Consider the following 19,993-nt stretch of genomic DNA (forward strand, 5'->3'; position numbering starts at 1 on the left):
CGTCGTACGGCGGCGTAACCAGCCCTCCAGCACCGCTCGCTGGGCATCACTGACCGACAACGGCGCAATCTTCGGACCCGGACGACTCATGCCCAACTAACGATGAATCTCCGACTCAGGTCACTAGGTCAATGACCAAGAAGCAAGTGGAGGGACACGGCGCACGCCTGGACGCCGAGACGGTGATCGGGGCGGCGCTCGACGTGCTCGGCGAGAAGGGGCTGGAGGCACTGTCCACGCGAGCCGTCGCCGACCGCCTCGGCGTACGGATGAACACCGTGCTCTGGCACGTCAAGACCAAGGCGCGGATGCTGGAGCTCATGGCCGACGCCGTCATCGGCGAGATCCCGCTCAGCGGCCTGCCCGACGCCTGGGACGAGCGGGCCCGCGAGCTGGCCCACCGCTATCGCGGCGCGCTGCTCGCCCACCGTGACGGGGCCGCGCTCGTCGTCGGCACCAACGCCTCAGAGCCGCACACCCTCCGCTTCGCGGACAGCCTCGTCGGCGCCCTGCTGGACGGCGGCCTGGACGAGCGGGAGGCAGCCTGGACGGCCTGGACGATCGTCTACTTCACCCTCGGACTGGCCCAGGAGGAACAGGCCGCCGCCCAGCAGCCGTTGGCGGGGCAGTTGGCGGCAGCGGTCTCCGCGACAGCCCACCCCGCCCTCCACCGGGCCGCCCCGCACATGGGCGCGGACTCCTTCGACGAGCGCTTCGCATACGGCCTGACGAAGATCCTCACCCGGCCGTGAGCAGGCGGGAGAGCGGCAGCCTCAAGGGCTGTGCCGAGCCGGCCGGCGGCGGGGCCGTCCACCGCACCCCCGGCAGCCGCACCCTCATCGCCCCGCCGCGCCGGGTCGCCGAACGCACACACCACCGCCGCCCCGCCCGCGTCCAGGAAACCCACCCGCACCGATCAGCCGCCATGATCCGCCTTGCCGCCATCGGCCCCCCAAGCCGCCGACTCACCCGCGCCGGGCGCCCCGGATTCTCCGCCGGCCGACGAGGCAAGCTCTCCGACACACAGGCGCTCGCGGTCGGACTCGCGGGAGCCGTGCGCCTACAGGCCAGCGCGGGCGAGCAAGTCCTCGGCTTGCTTTCGCGTGAGCCTGGGTGGAGCTGACGCCTGTGGAGGGCAGGTGTGGGTGTTTCGCTGGGAGGAGAGAACCCACTCGGTCAAGGGGTCGTCAGTAGCCAGGGTGGCCACGAGGCTCTCACGCAGAGCCGAGGGGGTGTCCGGGCGCGCGGCGATCTTGTTGCGGACGAAGACTTCCACGTCTGCGGCCAGCACGTCCCGCAGCTCAGCGGAGAGGTTCGGATGGGCTGCCACGGCCTCACGAACGCCGGAATCCGGGTCGCGGGCCAACTCCGGTGACGGGTCGACATAGCGGACGGCGATGGCGCGGGTTTCCGGATCGGCAAGGAGAACGGGCACCAGGTCCGCAGGCGGTGAGTACGCCGAAGCGGCAGACCTCCGGATATTCGGATCGGAGTCCGTAAGCAGAGCCCGGCGCACTGGCTCCGGTGCATCCCTCCAGTACTGGACGACGTTCAACCGCACACTCGGCTCAGCGTCTTCGGCCAGGACGGCCAGGAGCTCAGCGGGCAGATGCTCGTTCATCGCGAGGAACGAGCGCACGGAGGGATCCTCATCCTCCGCCAGGCGCGCCCAAAGGCCAGGCGGCTCGTCTACGACGCTCGCCGCGACCGCGGCCCGGACTGACGGTTCGGGATGCTCCGCCAAGCGGGCCCTGACCACCGCCGGTACGTGCGAGTTGGCCGCGAGACTACGTGCGGAGCCGAGCCTGATGACCTCCTCGATCGACTCCGCCGTAAGATCCTTACGCAGAAGAGCTGCCGAGCGGCGGGCCTGCGGGTGCTGGAGCAATCGCCACACAAGGTCAGCGGGGAGATCTTCTTGGACAGCAAGAGCACTCAGTTCGGCATCCAGGTTCATGGACCGCAGGCTAAGCCGCTCAACGCAGAGTCGGCGGCCACCCGACGGCCATGTCCATGAACGGCTCAGACACAGGTACTGAATGAAGCCACGCCGTCGACCGCGGCTGGCGGAAGAAACTGACGTAGCGTTCGCTGCATGAGCACGCCACCTCCGCCTTTCCCATCCGGCCCGTACGGCCCCCCGCAGCAGCCCCACCCCTACGGCCAGCAGTCCTACGGTCAGCCTCCCCTGCCCTACACACAGCAGCAGCCCTACCCCGCACAGGCAGCCTGGGGACAGCCTCCGATCGGGACGCAGCCGCAAGCCCGCCGGTCCGGCAAGCCCGTATGGATAGGCCTGTCCACGGCCGTGGCGGTCCTGGCGGGTCTATTCGTACTGAAGCACGCTTCCCAGGCCGCAAACCACGCAAGTGGGGCCGGGTTCCCTGAGGCCAAGCACAAGATCACTGTTCCCGGCACCCTGCTGAACGGCCAGTACAAGCTGGACGAGGATCTGTCTCAGACAGCGGGCAAGCAGGTGATCGACGGCACCTACGACCCCAAGACCCGCAACCCCCAGGCCGTCGCGGCCCGGTATACGGCAGACTCACCGCGCCAGCCCGGCGTTCTCGTCATCTCCGGAATATACGGCCAGTTCAAGGACCCCGCGGCGTCGCGAAAGAAGATGATGGCCGGCGCGGCAAAGAGCGAGAGCGCAAAAGTGACGGTTCCCGCCAGGGACGTCACGCCTCCCGGCTCCGACACCACACTGTCCTGCCAGGTGCTGACCACACGCCAGGGCGGAGCCGAGGCCACCCTGCCGATGTGCGCCTGGGCGGACGAGAACACCGCCGCCTCCATCGGGGTGGTCACCGGCGAAATCTCCCAGCAGGCCCCCGACTCCGTCGACCTCACCCGCATCGCGGAAACCGCACTGAAGGTACGGGCCGAGACCCGTCAGCCGATCGGCTGACAGACAACCCCGGCCGCAGGGCACCCGTGTCCTCGCCCGAACCGCCGACGGGCGGCCGCCGTGGGCCCTCTCGCCGCCGAGCCGGCCGACGCGGCCACACCCCTCAGCCCTTCCACGTAAGGCGCCGCCACGTAAGAGCTGTGTACCTGACGCGAGCCCATCCGAAGTCGTCGGAGTGGAGCTTCCGCGCCTCGGGGCGTTGTGCCGGCGGATCTGCAAGGTAGTCGTCGACTCTCTGCACGTTCCACCCCCGCAAGCGACCGCGCCGCAGCTTGTCCTCGTAGCGGCCGAGGTCCACGTTGCAGGGGCGGCACAGCAGGCCGCGAACGCAGCGCGGGCACCCCGTGCAGCACTTGTGGTCGTGATCAATCTGCCACCAGATTGGGCCGTCAGCCGCGTTGTCTCCGGGGCCCTCATCACAGATCGCACAGTAGTCGTTCTGAATACGCAGGATCGCGTTCACTCGCGGCAAGGTGAGCTGGTATCGCCGCGCCTGGGCCTCGGCTGGGCCGCACTTCAGGCACAGGGTCTTGCTGTACCGCTCACCCTCGTGGATGAAGTCGTCGCATATCTGGCAATCGCCAGGATCACCTGAGTCCTCGAACCGTGTGCTCGTCACCGCGCCGACGTTAGCGCTCGGCACTGACAGGGGCACACAGTCGGCTGCATTGCAGAGTGGTGCGGGTGCCGGATGATCTTGTGCCTGATGGCCTGTGGGAACGCATCGCTCCGCTGCTGCCGCCCCGGCCGTCGCGGCGTCATCGGTATCCCGGGCGCCTGCCGGCGGACGGTCGTGCGGCCCTGCGGGGCAGCGTGTACGTGCTGCGCAAGAACGTGAGCTGGAGATACGTTCCGGCCGAGCGGACCGGCTGCAGCGGGGTGACGGCCTGGCAGCGCCTACGGGACTGGACCGAGGCCGACGTCTGGCCCCGCCTGCGCGAGGTGCTCCTGGCCGAGCTGCGCAAGGCAGGTCTGCTGGCCAGGGACGACGCCGCGATCGACGGCTCACACATCAGTGCCCTGAAAGGCGGGCTCACACCGGACCTTCGCCGGTCGACCGCGCGCGGCCGGGCAGCAGGCACCACCTGATCATCGACCGGACGGCACACCCCTCGCCGTGACTCTGACCGGTGGAAACAGGCATGACGTCACTCAGCTGACGCCGCTGCTGGAGGCGATCCCTCGCGTCCGAGGACTCCGGGGACGACCGCGACATCGGCCGGGTCGGCTGTTTGCCGACTGCGGCTACGACTACGACAGTTACCGGCGCATCCTCCGGGCCCGCGGCATTACACCCCCGCTTCGATGACCAGCGGCCACGCGGCTGGCGTGCCGTCGACGTGACCCTGGGACACGGCCCGGACGGGTCCGTGGCGTCCAAGGCCCACCCACAGGGCCTGAAGCTGGCCGCCGGCACCCTTCCGCGGATGGCCAAGGCTGCGCCGCAGGCAGCTACGTCGGTCAACTACATCAACACCGACCTCGTCACCCTGGGCGAAGGCGACCAGCAGATCACCCTCAAGTGGAAGGGCGCCCTACCGTCCCCGAAGCTGGACGGTGCACGCGCCGAGTACACAAACGCCGTCCCCGGCGGTGACGTCGTCATCGAGGCCACGCGCGGCGGCTTCGAACAGTTCGTCGAACTGAAGCAGCGGCCGGCCGGCGAGAACTACTCCTACACCCTGCCCTTGGTGGCCAAGGGCCTGAAGGTGGAGCAGCAGGCCGACGGCAGCGTGCAGTTCACCGACCGCAAGAGCAAGAAAACCGCGGTCATGCCTGCTCCGGTGATGTGGGACTCCACCGTCGATCCGGTCTCCGGTGAGCACACCCGCAAGGTGCCGGTGGCCATGAAGGTCGTCCAGAGCAAGGGCACGGTCGACCTGGTCGTCACACCGGACCCGAAATTCCTGGCGGACCCGGCTACCAAGTACCCGGTGACCGTGGACCCCTCCACCTCCGCGCTGGGCAACGTCTTCGACACCTACGTCCAGCAAGGTGAGACCGTCGACTGGTCCGGTGACACCGAGCTCGACCTCGGCAACCCCGGCACCAAGAACGCGAACGGCACCTTCCGCACCGCGCGGTCCTTCATCACATGGAACACCGCGCCGATCGCGGACGCGCTCGTCTCCGACGCCAAGCTGTCCCTGTGGAACTTCCACTCGGGAAACACCGGCTGCGAGGCGCAGCCGTGGGAGGTCTGGGACTCGGGCACCCCGAGCACCGCTTCGCGCTGGACCAACCAGCCCGCCATGGGCACCAAGTACGCCACCTCCACCGAAACCCGTGGCAACCCCGGCTGCAGCTCCGCACCGGATGGCTGGATCAACGCCGACGTGACCACCCTCGTCCAGACATGGGCGTCCGCGAAGGCCCCGCTGTCCAGCATGGGCCTGCGGGCCGCGTCGGAGTCGGTCATCGGGCAGTGGAAGCGCGTCAACTCCGCGAACGCCGCCTCCAACCCGCCGACGCTGACGGTGACGTACAACTACCGTCCGCAGACCGGCACCAAGCAGGAGGCCGGCCCTCCGTTCGTCCAGGACAAGACCCCCGCCTGGCGTGTCGAGACGACGACGCCCACCCTGCGCGACACGTTCGCGGACCAGGACGGTGACACGGTCAACGGCACCTTCCAAATCTTCGACGCCGCCACCAACACCCAGGTCGGCAACACCCTGGTCTCGCCGTTCGTCCCGGCCGGCACCCCCGCCTCCGTCGTCGTACCGGCGGGCGTGCTCCAGCACGGGCGCATGTACCGCTTCCGCACCTCGCCCTACGACGGCACGCACTACAGCAACAGCTGGTCCCCCTGGTCCAACTGGACCACCTTCACCGTGAGCCCCCTGCCCGACGCACCCCGCGACCTGCAGGCCGGCGGCCAGCAGACCCTGACGCCCATCCTCTCCGCGGTCGTCTCGTCCCCCGCGCAGACCCGTGTGAACGCCGAGTTCTCCCTCAAGGACACAGCCGGGAACCCGATCCCCGGCCTTCCGCTGCCTGCCGTCGGAGCGGAGAGCGGCAGCCGGGCCGCCCTGGGCATCCCGGAGGGCAAGCTAACGGATGGTGCCACGTACCGCTGGTCCGTACGAGCCTGCGACAGCGTCGGCTGCTCGCCCTGGTCGGCCGAGCAGAACATGACGGTACGCGTCACGGCCCTGCCCCCCATGCCCGCCTCCCAGCCCCTGGTGCTCACCGACACAGCGCTCACGGCCGTGTCGACCGCCACCGACTGCGACACGGCCGGGTGCGCCACTTCGCCGGCCGGCGAACTGCGGGTCGGGACGGCCGGCGGCCACCTGTGGGCCACCCACCTGAAGGCGAACCTCTCGGCCCTGCCGCCGGGAGCCCGCGTCACCTCCGCGAAGCTGGCTCTGACCAGGTCCGACTGCACCACGCAGTGCCTGCCGCAGAAGCCCGGCGTGTACGAGCTGTCCTCTGCGTGGACCCCGGCACAGAGCGGCAAGGAACTCCTCAACGCGGCCGGCACTGATGCCTATGTCCTGGACACGGCCCTGCCGGAGGTCGACTTCGGCATCCTGGTGCAGTCCTGGACTGATCGCAGCACCAACGAGGGCATGGCCCTCACGGTCGCCGGCACCGAGGCCGCGGCGAAGTACCACTCCGGTGCGGCGACGGAGGTCGCCAATCGGCCCAGGCTGATCATCGAGTACCTGCCGCCGACCGCCCCGGGGGCGGTCACGGACGTCGTACCGACCCCGGGCGACTCGGGCCTGCTCGCCACCTGGAACCCGCCCACGGATGGCGGCGCGAACAGCGATGTCACGTACGTGGCGAAGGCGGAGAAGAGCGACGGCACGGTGGTCGCCACTTCGGAAGGCGCGATACCACGCGCCGTCTTCACCGGCCTGGACAACACGCTTTCCTACCGGGTCGCCGTAACGGCGAAGAACGCTGTGGGCAGCGGCCCGGTGTCACGGAGCGCGCTGGTCCGGGGCTCCGCAGTGACCGGCGGCGCCGCGCGCTACAAGGACTACGTCCAGGCCTACCTGAGCGCCCGCAACAAGATCACGACCGGAGTGAGCCTCACCGCTGAGGACGCGGCCGCCGAATCGCCGCACGCGGACGTTTTCAGAGACCTGCTCGGTGTGCAGGAAGACCCCGTCGTCGGAACGCGCGAGGCCCTGGCGACGCAAAGCCACGCCTACATCGGAGCCTCGTCGGCCCTGAAGGACACCACGGTCTTGAACGGCGCGGCAGGCCAAGTGCTGGTGCGGAGCACCGTCGTCCAGACGGTGACCACGCGGATCAACGGCGTCGACGAGGTGGCCGAAAACTCCGGCTACAGGCGCTTCGTGTTCAACATCGTCGCGGGTGCCGCAAAGCTGGAGAGCGAGGCCGACGACATCGAGTCGGGGCAGACCCTCTCCACCACGGCCGCAGCGGGATCCCAGGTGGCCGCCACCCCGGCCGACGTCCCGAGTGTGCCGTCCGGCGTGGAAACCATTGCACTTGGCACAGACGGCTTCCCCCTGCCGGGTGAGCCCGAGGCCGGCGTCCATACGGCCTCCTACGTCAACGGCTCGGGCACCGCGAGCTGGGCCCTCAGCCACGCGTACGACAAGCCGGAGTTCTGGGGGAACGACTGCGCCAACTTCGTGTCGAAGTCGCTGTACTACGGCGGTGGCATGAAGATGCGCGACTGGGCGTTCTTCCAAGACCGCGCATGGTGGAAGAAGAACACGTGGACGTCGTGGAAGAAGAACAGCTACACCTGGTCCGCGGCCCAGAACCTGTTCGTCCACATGTTCAACTACCGCCAGCCGGGCTACGTCAACCGTTCGTACGACCTGCGTCCCGGGGACATACTGTTCTTCCAGTACAGGGGGGACCGCGTCTACAACCACACAGCCGTGGTGCGGGGCATCCAGGGAGGCACGGTGAAGATCGCCCAGCACGGGTACGCGCCGCTCAGCACCCTGCCGGACATCCTCGCCCGGAACAAGGGGAAGATCGTGGCGGTCGCCGCTTTGAGGCCGAGGTCCCGGTGACGCCCGGATCGGTTCTGCGGGCCGTGTTCGGCGCCGCCCTTGCCCTCGGTGTGCTGACCGGCTGCTCGGCGGACGCCAGTCCCGAAGAACTGCAGTACGCCGGGGACTACAGCAGCCACCCGCCGCTCGCTGTGATCGGGTATCCGTCCACGGGGACTCTGGGGATCACCCAGCAGGTGGTGTGGCGGATCGCAGACGGGGACGCCGACGGGCTGGCGGCCCTGGCCGACCCCGGCAAGGACCGGGGCACGACCGAGAAGACCGCCGAGAACTGAATCGCCGCCTTCCGAAAGGGCGCCGGCGGGAAGGTCACCGCGGAGTTCTACGACGAGGGCTCCTACCGCCAGACCGTCGTGCTCTACCTGCACGACACCGGCCAGATCAAGGAGATCTACATCCTGCCCGTGAACATGAACGGCAAAGGCGTCTTTCGGGTGCGCATGACCGAACCGGACCCCGGCGAGGCCACCGCCGTGGCGCCCTGGGTGCCGAAGAAGCCGGGCGAGCTCGGCTCGAAGATGGTCCCGTGAGCTGAACCGGGCTACGTACTGACGAAGGGCGCCGTCCTCGCGGACTTCCGCGGGGACGGCGCCCCCTTGTCGTCTCCGGGAGGACCGGGCGGCCCGGTGGTACTGCCCCCGGAAATCCGGGCACCGGGCCTGGCCCGCGCACGCCCTTTCGGCGCGGGCTACCCCCGACCCGCTCCCGATCGAGCGCCAGCGACCCGCCGCGTCGGTCAGCGGGTGCGGCGACTGCCGGTGTACACGTCCTTACGGTTCCATGGTGTGCCGTGTGCTGGAGTGGATCTCGGTGAGCAGCGCCCGTACTCCATTGCCGTCTGCCACGAGCCCTTGGCAGTCGCGTAGGTAGGAGCCACGGCGAACAGCGCCTGCAGCCAGCCGAAGACGGAGTCACGGCACGGCGAAGCCCCGCCTCGGCGCGGCCGAACTCGCCGGTCGCTGTATGCCGCGGTGTCGAGACGGGCGCAGGCGATCCCCGGACGGCGGACCGGTGCGTCACTCCGCCCATCGCCGGGTGCACCGGCCGGGCTGGTTGCCCAGCCGTGCGGCGACCGGTCAGGTGATCGTCTCTGTGGTCCCGTCAGGCAGCGCGCACACATAGCCGGCGTAGGGTCGTGCAACGACCTGTCCGTCGGCAGCCGTGCAGTCGTCTCTGGAGATGGTCGGAGACGAGGCGGCGCCAGCGCTGACAGCGCCGACGGCGCTGATGCCGGCAAGGGTCGCCGCGGCCAGGGCGAGGCCCACGATTCTCCTCATGCGCATGACTTCCTCCTCCTCTAGGGCGCCTTCGTTCGGCCTTCGGAGAGGGACGAGTCGCAAGACGACGGGCCCCTCCAACTCAGCATGGGCGCGCCGCGCGGCGCCCGCGAGGCAAGGCCGGGCGCCACGCTCGAACGGTGACCGCCCGGGCACTGAGAGGCATGACGTCGACGACCTCTACGCTACCGGCGGACGGCTGCCCCGCGCCGTCCGCTAACGCGGTTCCTGGGCCGCCGCCCGGCAGGCACCGGTCGCGGCGCCGCCCGCCACTCCGGCCCCGGTCAGCCCGGTCACACAATTCTGCAGGTCTCCGGACACACCACGGCTACAGGCCGCTGTGACGGAGGCGGAATCGGTGGCACCGGCGAGTTCGGCCATCTTTGTGCAGGCGGGGATGTCCGCCTGGACCGCAGGAGCTGCGAGGACCGCACCACCGAGGGTGAGGGTCAGGCCGCTGAGGGCACCGGCGATACGGGTCGACGTGCGCATGAGACGCACCTGCCTTCCGGGTAGGTCTCGTAGGTAGCGCGGTCCCGGTCCTGACGGCCGGATCCACGTGGTGGGGCCGCCGCCTGGCGACACTCGGTGAGTGGTGCCCCCCGACGGCTCCCACTCCACTCCCGGGCCCTCACTCCAGCATGTCATCACGACGACCGCTGCGATCAGCGTGAGCGCCCCGGTCGCGGCGGTGACCACGGCCTGGGTACTGACGGCACGCAGCAGCGTGGGGTCACTCGTGACATGAGGTCGCCCGGCTGCACGCGGCCCATCGCCGGAAGGCCCAGCCGCAGGAGGCGGCCGATGAGACGCCGTCGGCGGCGGCATCGGTCCCCGCTCGGGGCCGCGGCGCCGGGCTCAGCCGGTCAGCTCGACGGCCATCGCGGCGAGTGTGTACGCAACGGCATCGCGCAGGCCGGGGCTGACGACAGCCGTACAGAGGCTGATCGCCGCCAACGCCATGCCGAAGAACTCCCAGAGCGCGCTCCTGCGCCGCCTGGCGTTCCCACGGCCACCTGCTCCGGCCGGCGGCCGGGCGCAAGTGCCGGGCTCCTGCTCCTGCGCACGCTGTGTCATGCCACCAGCCTGGGAGCGCGGGCATTCCGCCGGCCATCCGGCGATCGTCGGATACACCCCCCGCCAGGTGGCTGGAAACAGCACACGCACTGTGACCGTGGTGCCGAGGCATCCAGCGGGCTGTCGTCCACGGCATACGACACCATGCTGCGGCCTTTCGTATGACGAGCCGGGCGACGCCCTCGCCCATGGCCCACACCGGGCCGCCGCCGGTGTAGAGCGCGAAGCTGCCGACATACTGGAGCACGGCCGGGTGGATGCCTCGCACAGGCCACGAGCCGGTGAGCGGCCTGAAGACTGGCTCGCGGGGCCGAGGTGAAGCGAGTCGATGTCGATGCCGAGGTGCGCGCACTGTCCGGCGAAGGGCCGGACGGCGGGCGAACAGCCGAGTGCGCTGTATGACCGCACGGTGCCGGTCGTCGTCGCCTGGCAGCGCGAGCGCGGCGTGGAGCCCTCCGTGCCGGCCGGGGTGTTCGCCCACCGGCGACAGCTCGGGCAGCGGTCTCACCGTCCGTCCGCGCCCGAGACTGCAACCGCAGGCTTGAACGGCGCGTCCGGACGGCGGTCAGACACGAATACGAACGCGCCCGGAGGCGTGAAGGATTCGCCAACGGCTCGCGCCGGGCATCGTGATGCAGTGAAGCACCTCACGGTCTTCGCGCTGGACGTGTGTGTTCCATGGTCGGGGCTCATGTTCCAGACGGAGGCCGCTTATGCGTACGGCGAATGCCGAACCCGGTGTTCGAGTGCAACGCGCGGTTCGGCGAACCGGGTTGGAGATCGAGTTGCAGTTCCCTGCCCGTGAGCCCCTGCCCTGTGTCGATTACATTCTTCGTTGGATGACCGCAAAAACGAGGGGGACTGTCATGGCACCGCGCTTGGGGCCGCTGGAGCTGGTCGGGGAACGGTGGGTGATCGGGGACCCGACACGGGAGGCGGGCCTGTCCATCGTGCTCACGCCTGAGGGCTTGGAGCATCGCCGACGCGGGGAGACGGCGCCCCTGACCGCCATCAAGTGGGGACAGTTCGTGAACCTCGGGGTGAGAGTCGCCTACCGAAAGTGGCAGACCAGTCCCGCCGCGGGCTTCGTTGCCGCTGCCAAGAACGCCGACTGGGGCCGCGACGGATGCTCCCTGCAGGGCAACCTGCGGCATCCGTACGAGCGCTGGTCCGTGCGGTACACGCACCACGAACGCCGGTACGCAGCCGGCCACGTCATCGTCCTCCAAGCCCTGTTCGACCAGCTCAGCGACGCGAAGGAGCTGTACAGGCTCGGCGATCCCGAATGGCTGGGCTCCGCCGTCACCGAGCTGTCGTCGTACACCTCCTGGTACGCGCCCCGAGGCAACCGCCTGGTGAAGGCGACCATCCGAAGTCTCGGCGTCTGAGCAACAACAGCCCTTTCCGAGTCCTGCTGGTGGCGACCGTAGACACCTGGGCGCGGCTCGCCACGCTGCGAAGGGCCCTGCCCGGCTTCTCCTGGGCGTGGTAGGAGCGGACATACATGCTCGGAAGGCTTTTGGCGTGACCCGTCCACACGCCTGGTCGCGCACCGCTACAAGTAGGGGGTTCACAGCGGCTGTCGGCCGGAAAGGCGACGAGGCGATGGAGATCGTGCGGTGGGGGCTGCGGGGGCTGATCGTGATCGCGACCTCGGTGGGCTGGCGGAGGTATCGCTACCCCGGCGGTTGGGGTTTCGCCTTCAGCCCCGCCTACGCGGCCGAACGCACCGGCCTGGCCCGGGCGCGGCGCGAGCTCGCGTGGCGTGCCGTGCGGGACTGGGGCCGGCGGACGGCCCTTGAAGTCCGCCTGGATTCCGCACGGGCCGCGCACCTGCGGAGTGTCGCCCTGGCCCAGGCCGCGCTGCGCGAGGCCGAGGACCCGGGGAGCGGTCCGATCGAGGGCGAGCTCGGCTGCCTCGTGGTGCGAAGGCACACGCTCGCCGCCGGCGACGATCTCATCGTTCCGCTGGGAGGCCTGAGGGTAGGGATCCGTGAAGGGTCGAAGAGCCACCACCTGACGGTGGTGGGAAGCCGACGGCCGGATTCACCATGTCCCGTTGTCGCGTGAGGAGTACGAGGAGAACGCCGTTCACGCCTTCGTGGCGCTCATCGAGAACAGCGTGCTGCGCGAGAAGGCCTTCCTGGGCACACAGGCCGACCGGATCAAGGCGGCACGGGCGCGCCTCGCCGAGGCCGAAGCAGACACCGCGCACCAGGACAGCGTTCGCGCCGAAATCCAGCGGGTGGCGCGGGAGCGGCGTCTCGATCCGGAACAAGCAGCCGCACTGGCCCGTCTGAAGGCCGCACGCCAGAGGTGGCAGGAGCTCACGGGGCGCCTGCCGGCCGGCTGACCAAGCGCTCCCGTGCGGGGCCGTCGGTGGCTAGGGGCATGGCCAGGAGGCGGGTGCGGCAGGCCCGCGATGCGCGCGGAATGGCATCGCTGTGGCGGGGTTGACTCCCTGCTCCGCCGAGCGCATTGATCGTGTTCCCGTGGTACCGCATTCGCGCCTCCTGACAAGTTGTCGGTGCGTACGAGACGGCGAGGGCGGGGAGTGGTCCCGCGACTTTGCCAGGGCTTTGCCGAAGTCGCGTCAGGGCAGGTCGGCGGCGCTACGGCCGGTTGCCTACAGGCCCTCGAAGCGTGCACACTTGCGCGAATTCCGGCCGGGCGCAGCGTCGCACCCCACCCACGCCCACCTGCCTGGCATCAGCCGTGCCGGCCATCAGCAAGCAACGGGAGCAAGGTTGAGCACATCGGGAACGGCCCGTCGGCAGGACCTCCACGCCCTGAGCGATGCGCAGCTCTGCGCGCTGCTCAGGGAGCGCGGATCGGATTCGGATGCCGATGTCGGGGACGTGATGGGCGAGGTGTTCGCCCGTCACCACGACGCCGTACTCGCGTACGCCCGCACGTGCTGCCGGGACCTGGCCACCGCCGGCGACCTCGCGGCCGAGGCGTTCGCCCGGACCTACCGGGCGGTCGCCTGGGGGGCCGGCCCCGAGTACGCGTGGCGGCCGTACCTGCTGACCTGTGTGCGCCGGGTGGCGACCGACTGGGCACGCAGCGGTGCCCGCACTCAGCTGTCGGACGACTTCGACGCGTGGGCAGCCGGCCTGCCCGGCGATCACGGCGTCGAGGACGCCGTGCTGGGGGCCGAGGAAGGATCGCTGGTCCTGCGGGCGTACCGGTCGCTGCCGGAGCGCTGGCAGGCGGTGCTGTGGCACGTGGTCGTCGAAGGCGAGCCCGCGGCGGAGACCGCCCGGCGCCTGGGGATTTCGGCCGGGGGCGTCGGTTCCCTGGCGGCGCGCGCCCGGGAGGGCCTGCGCGAGGCGTATCTGTGCGCCCACCTGGACGAGGGCGCGAGCGACGAGTGCCGGCACTACGGCGGCCTGCTGGCCGCCGCGCTCCGCAGGCCCGGCAAGCGCGTCACCCGTGACCTGGGGCGGCATCTGCGGGCGTGCGACGCCTGTCGACGGGCCGAGCGTGACCTTCGAGCAGTCAACAGCCGTCTGGGCGCGCTGCTGCCGGCCGGCATCCTGCTGTGGCATCCCGTCTCCTGGACGCTGTCCGCCGGCGCGCACGGCGGGCACGCCCTGGCAGCGGGCAAGATCGTGGGGTTCAAGTCGGCCGCGGCGAGGTTGGGAGCGGGGAAGTGGACCGCGGCGGCGGCCGTCGCGGGGACGGCATTGGCCGCGTTCACCCTGCTGCCGGCGGACGGGCGACCCGAGGGGGCTGCACCGCCGCCCGCGGAAGGGATCCAGAATCCCGAGCGTGAGCCGAACCCCCATCCGTTCTCGCCCCGGGCTGACGCACAGTCATCGATACTGTCCATCGGCACCCCGCTGTCGGCCGTGGCGCCGCAGGTCTCCGACTCCCCCACCCCGACCTCCGCGCCGCCTTCGCCGAACCCCGCGGCCCCCGGCCTGCCCTTGGTCCATGCCGAATCCGGGCTGTGCGTCGGATGGGCAGGCGCCGGCTTCCAGGGGTCGCTGCAGCTCCAGCCGTGCACCGGTGACGCCTCCCAGCGCTGGCAGCGCCTCCCCGCCGGCCAGGACACCTTCCAGTTCCGGAACACCGGCACCGGTACCTGCCTCGACGGAACCACCACCGGCGGAAACGTCGTCGATGTCGCCCTGCGCCCCTGCTGCTCCGGCGGCGGGCGTGCAACACAGCTGTGGAAGCCCGAACCGGCCGGGCTGTCCGGCGCCTTCCGTCTCTGGTTCGTGCCACCGGTACCGCAGAGTGACTACGCGGACCACCTGCTGGGTCCGCGGAACTGGCCGAAGGCAGATCCTCCGCGCCGTGGCTCGGACCTGGTACAGCTCCCCAACTACTACAACTCCGTCAACTTCCTCTTCACTCTGGGCTGAGCCGGGACGCGGGCCGATGCGCTCCGGGCCGCCGGCGCCTGGCCTCCCCCCGACACCGAGATCCAGGCGCACGGCCTCCGCTACGGACTTCATCGGCGTCCACGGTTCTTTGAGAGGTTTTGCGGCCCGCGCAATCCGATCGTTCGGCTCACCCTTCCTGCTCAGCGTCTGATGCGTCGCACGTGGCGCCACATGGCGTAACGCGACCGGACAGGCCCCGGCCCGGTTTGCTCAGGCCAGCCACCGCCGCGGACAGGATCCCGCGCTCCCCTGCGCCGGAGCCGGCGAAGGGGTGCGGGGTCGGAAGGGGCCGGTTTTCGGGCGGCGGCCGGGGTGGCCGGCCCCCGGGCGTCCGTCAGGTCAGGTATGCCGTGGCCAGCTCGGCGAAGGCCTCCGGGGTGAGGACCTCCACGCCGAGCTCGGCGGCCTTGACCGCCTTGGAGCTCGGTTTGCCGTTCGCCGACGGGGCGGCGACCAGGATGGACGTCCTGGAACTCACACTGCTGCCGGCTCGCCCGCCGGCCCGCTCGATCAGGCTGTTCATCTCGGACCGGCCGTATGCCTCCAGCGGTCCGGTCATCTTCCCGGTGACCACGACGACCTTGCCGGTCAGCGGGCCGTCCTCCGGAGTCGGCCCGGCCGTCGAGCCGGTCGATCCGGCGGGTGCCGTCGGCACGGTCGGCTCGGTCATGTTGACCCCGGCCGCGATCAGCTTGTCGATGACCGGAGCCAGTGCGGCAACCTGCTCGACGATCACCGGCGCCTTCTCCGGACCGATGCCCTCGACCTCCTGCAGCGCGGCCGCGTCCGCACCGCGGATCGCGTCCATCGTGCGGAAGTGCCGGGCGATCCGGCGGGACATGCTGCGCCCGGTGCCGAGTACGCCCAGTGCGCAGAACACGCGGCTGAGGGGAAGGGACTTGGCGGACGCGATCTGCTCGGCGAGCTTGGCGCCCCGCTTGGCACTGCCGGACGCCGCGGTCAGCTGCTCGACGGTGAGCGTGAACAGGTCCGCGACGTCGGTGACGTCGCCGGAGTCGACCAGGGCCGCCACGTACGTCCTGCCGAGCCCGTCGATGTCGAGCATCTCGCGCCCGGCGGCGTACCCGATCAGCGCGGGCAGCGCGCACGCGGTGCCCTTGGCGCACCGCCACCGCTCCTGCGCCTTGCTGATCCCGCCGCCGCAGTTGGGGCACACCTCCGGCAAGGGCACCGGCCGCGCCCCGGCCGGACGCAGCGCCGGTACGGCCGCCTGGACGCGCGGGATGATGTCGCCGGCCTTGTACACCGTCACGGTGTCGCCGAGGTGCAGGTCGCGGCGGCGGATGTCGGCGGGATTGTGCAGGGTCGCCCGGGTGACGGTGGAGCCGTCGAGTTGCACGGGCCTCAGGATCGCGGTCGGCGCGAGCACCCCCGTGCGGCCGACTTCCCACTCCACCCCCTCCAGGACCGTCTGCCGCTCCACCGCGGGCAGCTTGACGGCGATCGCCCAGTACGGGAACCGGGTCCCCACGCCCGCCGACCGCTGCTCGGCGGTGTCGTTCAGCTTGACCACCACACCGTCGATGCCGACGGGCAGCTCCGCCCGCATCGCCGCGACGGCGTCGATGCGCTGCTGCGCCTGGGCGAGGTCCGCCACCAGGTGCAGCCCGGCAGCGGAGTCGGCCGTCGTACGCACCCCGGCGGCGGCCACGGCCTCCAGCACCTGTGCGTGCGTGCCCCCGGCCGGCAGGAACGCCTCTCCGTCCAGCTCCACCGCCCCGTAGGCCCAGAACGTCATACGGAGCCGGTACGGGCGTTCCTTGGCCCGCAGCGTGCCCGCGGCGCCGTTGCGGGGGTTGGCGAAGACCGGCGCGCCGTGTGCGGTGCGGACCTCGTTCGCCGTCTCGAACTGCTCCTGCGTGAAGGCCACCTCGCCCCGCACCTCGACGGTGACCGGTACTGAGAGCTGCTCGGGCAGGCCGTCCATCCGGCCGATGACATGGCTGACGTCCTCGCCGAGGGAACCGTCGCCGCGGGTGATGACCTGGACCAGCCGGCCCCCGCGGTAGCGGGCGGCCACGGCCGCCCCGTCGATCTTCGGCTCGACGGTGAACCCGCCCGCCGGCGCTCGGCCCAGCCGCCGCTCGAGGGAAGCCCCCCACGCGGCCAGACCGTCGGCGTCGAAGACGTTGTCCAGGCTCAGCAGGCGGGTGGTGTGCGCGACGTCACCGGTCGGCGCCGCACCGTCCGCGACCAGCCCGGTGGGGGAATCCTCGGCGGCCTCCGCCGGGTGCTCCCGCTCCCAGGCCAGTACCGCCAGCCGCAGCCGGTCGTAGGCGGCGTCGTCCAGGGGGCTGTCGCCGTCGCCGTAGTACGCCAGCGAGGCCGCGCGCAGCCGCTCGAGCGCGGCCTCGTACGCGGGGCGGCCGGACATGCTGAACAGCGCCTCATCGGCGTGGAGAGTCGTCATGCAGAGGATCATGCCGCAGGGCACTGACAACGCCGCCCGCCCCGGCCGCCAGCGGCAGCCCGGCTCCCGTGCCGGGCGGGCGGGGACGCCCTGGCCGGTTCCGAGGAGTGCCTCCTGGGACGCCCTGGCCTACCATCCCGCCCATGGGGGAACTCTTCCAGGCGGGGTCGACGGTGGCCCAAGGACGCTACCGGATCGCGGAGTTGATCGGCACCGGGGGCATGGCACAGGTTTTTCGCGCCCGCGACGAGCGGCTCGGCCGCTTCGTCGCGCTCAAGGCAATGCGGCACGACCTGACGTACGACCCAGGCTGGGCCACCCGGTTCCGGCGCGAGGCCCAGACCATGGCCGGGCTGAGCCACCCGAACATCGTTGCCGTCCATGACACCGGCGAGGAGCGGCGGGCAGGCAGCGGCCGACCGGTCCCGTACCTCGTCATGGAACTGGTGGCCGGCCGCTCCCTCGCGGACCTGCTGGACGAACGGGGCAGGCTGCCGCTTGCCGAGGCGCTCACGCTCGCCGTGCAGATCCTCGCAGCCCTGGCCGCGGCCCATGCACGGGGCGTGGTGCACAGAGACATCAAGCCGGCCAACGTCCTGCTGGCCGAGGACGGCACGGCGAAGGTCGCCGACTTCGGGATCGCCGCCGTAGCGGGCCGCACCGTCCTCACCGGTACCGGTGCCGTGCTCGGCACACCGCACTACATGTCCCCCGAGCAGGTGGAGGGGCGGCGGGACCTCGACGGCCGCTCCGACCTCTACGCGGTGGGCGTCCTGCTCTTCCGCATGGTGTCAGGCCGGGTGCCGTTCGACGCGGACTCCGCCTGGTCCGTCGGCTATGCCCACCTCCACACCCCGCCGCCGACCCTGGCCTCGACGGGCATCTCCGTTCCGAAAGCCGTCGAGTCGCTGCTCGCCCGAGCCCTGGCGAAGGACCCCGGTGACCGCTTTCCCGACGCGTCCGCCATGCGGGAGGCGGTTGCGAGGCTGACGCGGGCGGAGGACGAGCGGGCGACTCGGCAGCAGACTCCCTTCGAGTTCGGCCTGGAGGACCTCTTCCCGCCGGCCTCCTCCGCTCCCCCGCCCCCTCGGCCACGGGCCGAGGCCCGCCGCAGGGCGCTCGTGGAGCTGCTGCGCTTCGTCCCGGTGCTCCTGACCGTGGGGTGGACCGTCATCGCCCAGTCCCGCGACACCGTGGACGTCGGCACGATCACTCTTGTTTCGGCGTGCGGTCTGGCCTGGACGTGGTACGCGTGCATGCGAAGAGACGACTCGGCCCTGACCGGGTGGCCCCGCACCCTGGTGCAGGCAGCGGCGGCCACCGGGGTGGTCGTCCACGGGGTGGCTGTGCTCGCGGGGCTGGGGACGCTGGCAGGGGAGGCCCTGGCCGGCTGAACCGACCGCAGCGCGCCGAGGCTCCGCGCTGGCCGAGCGTCCTCTGCGGGCTCCGGTGCGCCCTGCTCAGGCGATGCCTGCGCGTGGTCCGGCGAGTGCCTCGGGGCGCAGGAGGGCGGCGAGCTTCTCGGCCGGGAGCAGGTTCCTCTCCAGGACGAGCTCGGCCACGCCGCGGCCGGTTGCGAGGGCCTCCTTGGCGATGTCGGTGGCGGCGGTGTATCCGATGTGCGGGTTCAGGGCGGTCACCAGGCCGATCGAGTTCTCGACGGCCGCACGCAGCACCTCCGTGTTGGCGGTGATGCCGGCCACGCAGCGCTCCGCGAGGGTGAGGCAGGCCGCGCGCAGGTGGGTGAGGGACTGCGACAGCGAGTGCAGGATGATCGGCTCGAAGGCGTTGAGCTGGAGCTGTCCTGCTTCTGCGGCCATCGTGATGGCGATGTCGTTGCCGATGACTTCGAAGGCCACCTGGTTGACGACCTCGGGGATCACCGGGTTGACCTTGCCGGGCATGATGCTGGATCCGGCCTGCACCGGCGGCAGGTTGATCTCGCCGAGGCCGGCGCGCGGCCCGGAGGAGAGCAGGCGCAGGTCGTTGCACGTCTTCGAGAGCTTGACGGCTATGCGCTTGAGGACGCCCGACATCTGGACGAACGCGCCGCAGTCCTGCGTGGCTTCGACCAGGTCGGCCGCGGTGACCAGGGGAAGTCCGGTGATGCCGGCGAGGTGGCGGCGGGCCGCTTCGGCGTATCCGGCGGGAGCGTTGAGGCCGGTGCCGATGGCGGTGGCGCCGAGGTTGATCTCGTGGATCAGCTGCACGGCTTCCGCGAGGCGGCTGCGGTCCTCGTCGAGCATGACGGCGAAGGCCGAGAACTCCTGCCCGAGCGTCATCGGCACGGCGTCCTGGAGCTGGGTGCGTCCCATCTTCAGGACGTCGCGGAACTCGACGGCCTTGCGGGCGAAGGCCTCCTGGAGGACGGCCATGGCGTCGAGCAGGCCGTGCACCGCGTAGGCGGTGGCGATGCGTACGGCGGTCGGGTAGACGTCGTTGGTGGACTGGCCGAGGTTGACGTCCTCGTTGGGGTGCAGGTGCCCGTACGCGCCCTTCGTACGGCCCATCAGTTCCAGGGCCCGGTTGGCGACGACCTCGTTGGCGTTCATGTTCGTCGAGGTGCCGGCGCCGCCCTGGATGACGTCGACGACGAACTGGTCGTGCAGCTTCCCTCCGCGGATCTCCCGGCAGGCCGCGACGATCGCGGCGGCCTTCGCGGGCTCCAGCAGGCCGAGTTCCTCGTTGGCCAGGGCGGCGGCCTCCTTCACGGCGGCGAGGGCGTCGATGAGGTGCGGGTGCGCGGAGATGGGGGTGCCGGTGATGGGGAAGTTCTCGGTGGCGCGCAGGGTGTGGACGCCCCAGTAGGCGTCCGCGGGGACGTCGCGGTCCCCGAGCAGGTCGTGTTCCGTGCGGGTGGCGGCGGTCATCGGTGTACGGGTCCTCTTCCTGAG

The 19,993-nt window shown here is 70.7% G+C and carries 16 protein-coding genes and 3 pseudogenes; 12 read left to right on the forward strand and 7 right to left on the reverse strand.

Annotated features, from left to right (window positions below; translation table 11 throughout):
• The first annotated feature begins 131 nt into the window (after positions 1-131).
• A complete protein-coding gene (locus EF903_RS12485) occupies positions 132-752 on the forward strand; it encodes a TetR/AcrR family transcriptional regulator C-terminal domain-containing protein (protein WP_125543284.1) in 621 nt (206 codons plus the stop codon).
• Positions 753-1,060: 308 nt separating this feature from the next.
• Here the strand turns inward: EF903_RS12485 and EF903_RS12495 are convergent, their stop codons facing one another.
• Positions 1,061-1,957: a hypothetical protein gene (locus EF903_RS12495; RefSeq protein WP_125543285.1), complete on the reverse strand. Its 897-nt coding sequence runs from the start codon at positions 1,955-1,957 to the stop codon at positions 1,061-1,063.
• A 138-nt stretch (positions 1,958-2,095) separates the two neighbouring features.
• On the opposite strand from EF903_RS12495, the gene EF903_RS12500 reads away from it, so the two are divergent.
• Entirely contained in the window at positions 2,096-2,911 is an 816-nt protein-coding gene (locus EF903_RS12500; protein ID WP_125543286.1) for a hypothetical protein, read from the forward strand.
• Positions 2,912-3,014: 103 nt separating this feature from the next.
• Here EF903_RS12500 and EF903_RS36095 read toward each other — a convergent pair whose 3' ends face one another.
• Positions 3,015-3,566 carry an endonuclease domain-containing protein gene (locus EF903_RS36095; RefSeq protein WP_125543287.1) on the reverse strand — a complete coding sequence of 184 codons (552 nt, stop codon included), beginning with the start codon at positions 3,564-3,566 and terminating at the stop codon, positions 3,015-3,017.
• Positions 3,567-3,595: 29 nt separating this feature from the next.
• Between EF903_RS36095 and EF903_RS12510 the strand changes: the two are divergent.
• The 5 genes and pseudogenes from EF903_RS12510 to EF903_RS34000 all read left to right on the forward strand — a co-directional run.
• Positions 3,596-4,208: pseudogene (locus EF903_RS12510) on the forward strand (IS5 family transposase); the annotation flags it as partial.
• Positions 4,126-5,754, forward strand: a pseudogene (locus EF903_RS35175) (DNRLRE domain-containing protein); the annotation flags it as partial. The pseudogenes EF903_RS12510 and EF903_RS35175, both read left to right, overlap by 83 nt.
• A 321-nt stretch (positions 5,755-6,075) precedes the next feature.
• Positions 6,076-7,920 (forward strand): amidase domain-containing protein, encoded by a 1,845-nt coding sequence (locus EF903_RS35185; RefSeq protein ID WP_312845917.1) that lies wholly within the window; start codon positions 6,076-6,078, stop codon positions 7,918-7,920.
• The gene (locus EF903_RS12525) at positions 7,917-8,195 is read left to right on the forward strand and encodes a hypothetical protein (protein ID WP_125543291.1); all 279 of its coding nucleotides are present in this window, start codon (positions 7,917-7,919) and stop codon (positions 8,193-8,195) included. The genes EF903_RS35185 and EF903_RS12525 overlap by 4 nt, the downstream gene beginning before the upstream one ends.
• A 78-nt stretch (positions 8,196-8,273) precedes the next feature.
• Positions 8,274-8,450: a hypothetical protein gene (locus tag EF903_RS34000; protein ID WP_185902635.1), complete on the forward strand. Its 177-nt coding sequence runs from the start codon at positions 8,274-8,276 to the stop codon at positions 8,448-8,450.
• A gap of 546 nt (positions 8,451-8,996) precedes the next feature.
• On the opposite strand, the gene EF903_RS34715 is transcribed toward EF903_RS34000, so the two are convergent.
• The 3 genes and pseudogenes from EF903_RS34715 to EF903_RS12550 form a co-directional block, all read right to left on the reverse strand.
• Positions 8,997-9,185 carry a hypothetical protein gene (locus EF903_RS34715; protein ID WP_260615124.1) on the reverse strand — a complete coding sequence of 63 codons (189 nt, stop codon included), beginning with the start codon at positions 9,183-9,185 and terminating at the stop codon, positions 8,997-8,999.
• 657 nt (positions 9,186-9,842) lie between these two features.
• Positions 9,843-10,015 (reverse strand): annotated as a pseudogene (locus EF903_RS35190) (ABC transporter ATP-binding protein); the annotation flags it as partial.
• A 40-nt stretch (positions 10,016-10,055) separates the two neighbouring features.
• Positions 10,056-10,274: a hypothetical protein gene (locus EF903_RS12550; protein ID WP_125543294.1), complete on the reverse strand. Its 219-nt coding sequence runs from the start codon at positions 10,272-10,274 to the stop codon at positions 10,056-10,058.
• An 866-nt stretch (positions 10,275-11,140) separates the two neighbouring features.
• Between EF903_RS12550 and EF903_RS12555 the strand changes: the two genes are divergently transcribed.
• The 4 genes from EF903_RS12555 (at position 11,141) to EF903_RS12570 (ending at position 14,647) form a co-directional block, all read left to right on the forward strand.
• Positions 11,141-11,662 carry a hypothetical protein gene (locus EF903_RS12555; protein WP_125543295.1) on the forward strand — a complete coding sequence of 174 codons (522 nt, stop codon included), beginning with the start codon at positions 11,141-11,143 and terminating at the stop codon, positions 11,660-11,662.
• A 217-nt stretch (positions 11,663-11,879) separates the two neighbouring features.
• The gene (locus EF903_RS12560; RefSeq protein ID WP_125543296.1) at positions 11,880-12,344 is read left to right on the forward strand and encodes a hypothetical protein; all 465 of its coding nucleotides are present in this window, start codon (positions 11,880-11,882) and stop codon (positions 12,342-12,344) included.
• Positions 12,334-12,627 carry a hypothetical protein gene (locus EF903_RS12565; RefSeq protein WP_125543297.1) on the forward strand — a complete coding sequence of 98 codons (294 nt, stop codon included), beginning with the start codon at positions 12,334-12,336 and terminating at the stop codon, positions 12,625-12,627. The genes EF903_RS12560 and EF903_RS12565 overlap by 11 nt, the downstream gene beginning before the upstream one ends.
• 394 nt (positions 12,628-13,021) lie before the next feature.
• Positions 13,022-14,647 (forward strand): sigma-70 family RNA polymerase sigma factor, encoded by a 1,626-nt coding sequence (locus tag EF903_RS12570; RefSeq protein WP_125543298.1) that lies wholly within the window; start codon positions 13,022-13,024, stop codon positions 14,645-14,647.
• A 355-nt stretch (positions 14,648-15,002) separates the two neighbouring features.
• On the opposite strand, the gene ligA is transcribed toward EF903_RS12570, so the two are convergent.
• Positions 15,003-17,099, reverse strand: a complete 2,097-nt coding sequence (ligA, locus tag EF903_RS12575; protein WP_125543299.1) for an NAD-dependent DNA ligase LigA — start codon at positions 17,097-17,099, stop codon at positions 15,003-15,005.
• Between the two features lie 143 nt (positions 17,100-17,242).
• On the opposite strand from ligA, the gene EF903_RS12580 reads away from it, so the two are divergent.
• Positions 17,243-18,493, forward strand: coding sequence for a protein kinase domain-containing protein (locus EF903_RS12580; RefSeq protein WP_125543300.1), 1,251 nt, complete (start codon positions 17,243-17,245; stop codon positions 18,491-18,493).
• A 66-nt stretch (positions 18,494-18,559) separates the two neighbouring features.
• Here the strand turns inward: EF903_RS12580 and aspA are convergent, their stop codons facing one another.
• On the reverse strand, positions 18,560-19,969 hold the full coding sequence (gene aspA, locus EF903_RS12585; protein WP_125543301.1) for an aspartate ammonia-lyase: 1,410 nt from the start codon (positions 19,967-19,969) through the stop codon (positions 18,560-18,562).
• Between the last annotated feature and the right edge of the window lie 24 nt (positions 19,970-19,993).

The organism is Streptomyces sp. WAC05292 (genome assembly GCF_003949955.1).
In the GTDB taxonomy this organism is placed as follows: domain Bacteria; phylum Actinomycetota; class Actinomycetes; order Streptomycetales; family Streptomycetaceae; genus Streptomyces; species Streptomyces globosus.

Excerpts from the sequence above, each read along its gene's own strand:
- EF903_RS12555 (WP_125543295.1), top strand. The coding sequence starts at position 11,141 with ATGGCACCGCGCTTGGGGCCGCTGGAGCTGGTCGGGGAACGGTGGGTG.
- EF903_RS12485 (WP_125543284.1), top strand. The coding sequence starts at position 132 with ATGACCAAGAAGCAAGTGGAGGGACACGGCGCACGCCTGGACGCCGAG.
- EF903_RS12560 (WP_125543296.1), top strand. The coding sequence starts at position 11,880 with ATGGAGATCGTGCGGTGGGGGCTGCGGGGGCTGATCGTGATCGCGACC.
- EF903_RS12550 (WP_125543294.1), bottom strand. The coding sequence starts at position 10,274 with ATGACACAGCGTGCGCAGGAGCAGGAGCCCGGCACTTGCGCCCGGCCG.
- EF903_RS12500 (WP_125543286.1), top strand. The coding sequence starts at position 2,096 with ATGAGCACGCCACCTCCGCCTTTCCCATCCGGCCCGTACGGCCCCCCG.
- EF903_RS12580 (WP_125543300.1), top strand. The coding sequence starts at position 17,243 with ATGGGGGAACTCTTCCAGGCGGGGTCGACGGTGGCCCAAGGACGCTAC.
- EF903_RS35185 (WP_312845917.1), top strand. The coding sequence starts at position 6,076 with ATGCCCGCCTCCCAGCCCCTGGTGCTCACCGACACAGCGCTCACGGCC.
- EF903_RS12495 (WP_125543285.1), bottom strand. The coding sequence starts at position 1,957 with ATGAACCTGGATGCCGAACTGAGTGCTCTTGCTGTCCAAGAAGATCTC.
- aspA (WP_125543301.1), bottom strand. The coding sequence starts at position 19,969 with ATGACCGCCGCCACCCGCACGGAACACGACCTGCTCGGGGACCGCGAC.
- ligA (WP_125543299.1), bottom strand. The coding sequence starts at position 17,099 with ATGACGACTCTCCACGCCGATGAGGCGCTGTTCAGCATGTCCGGCCGC.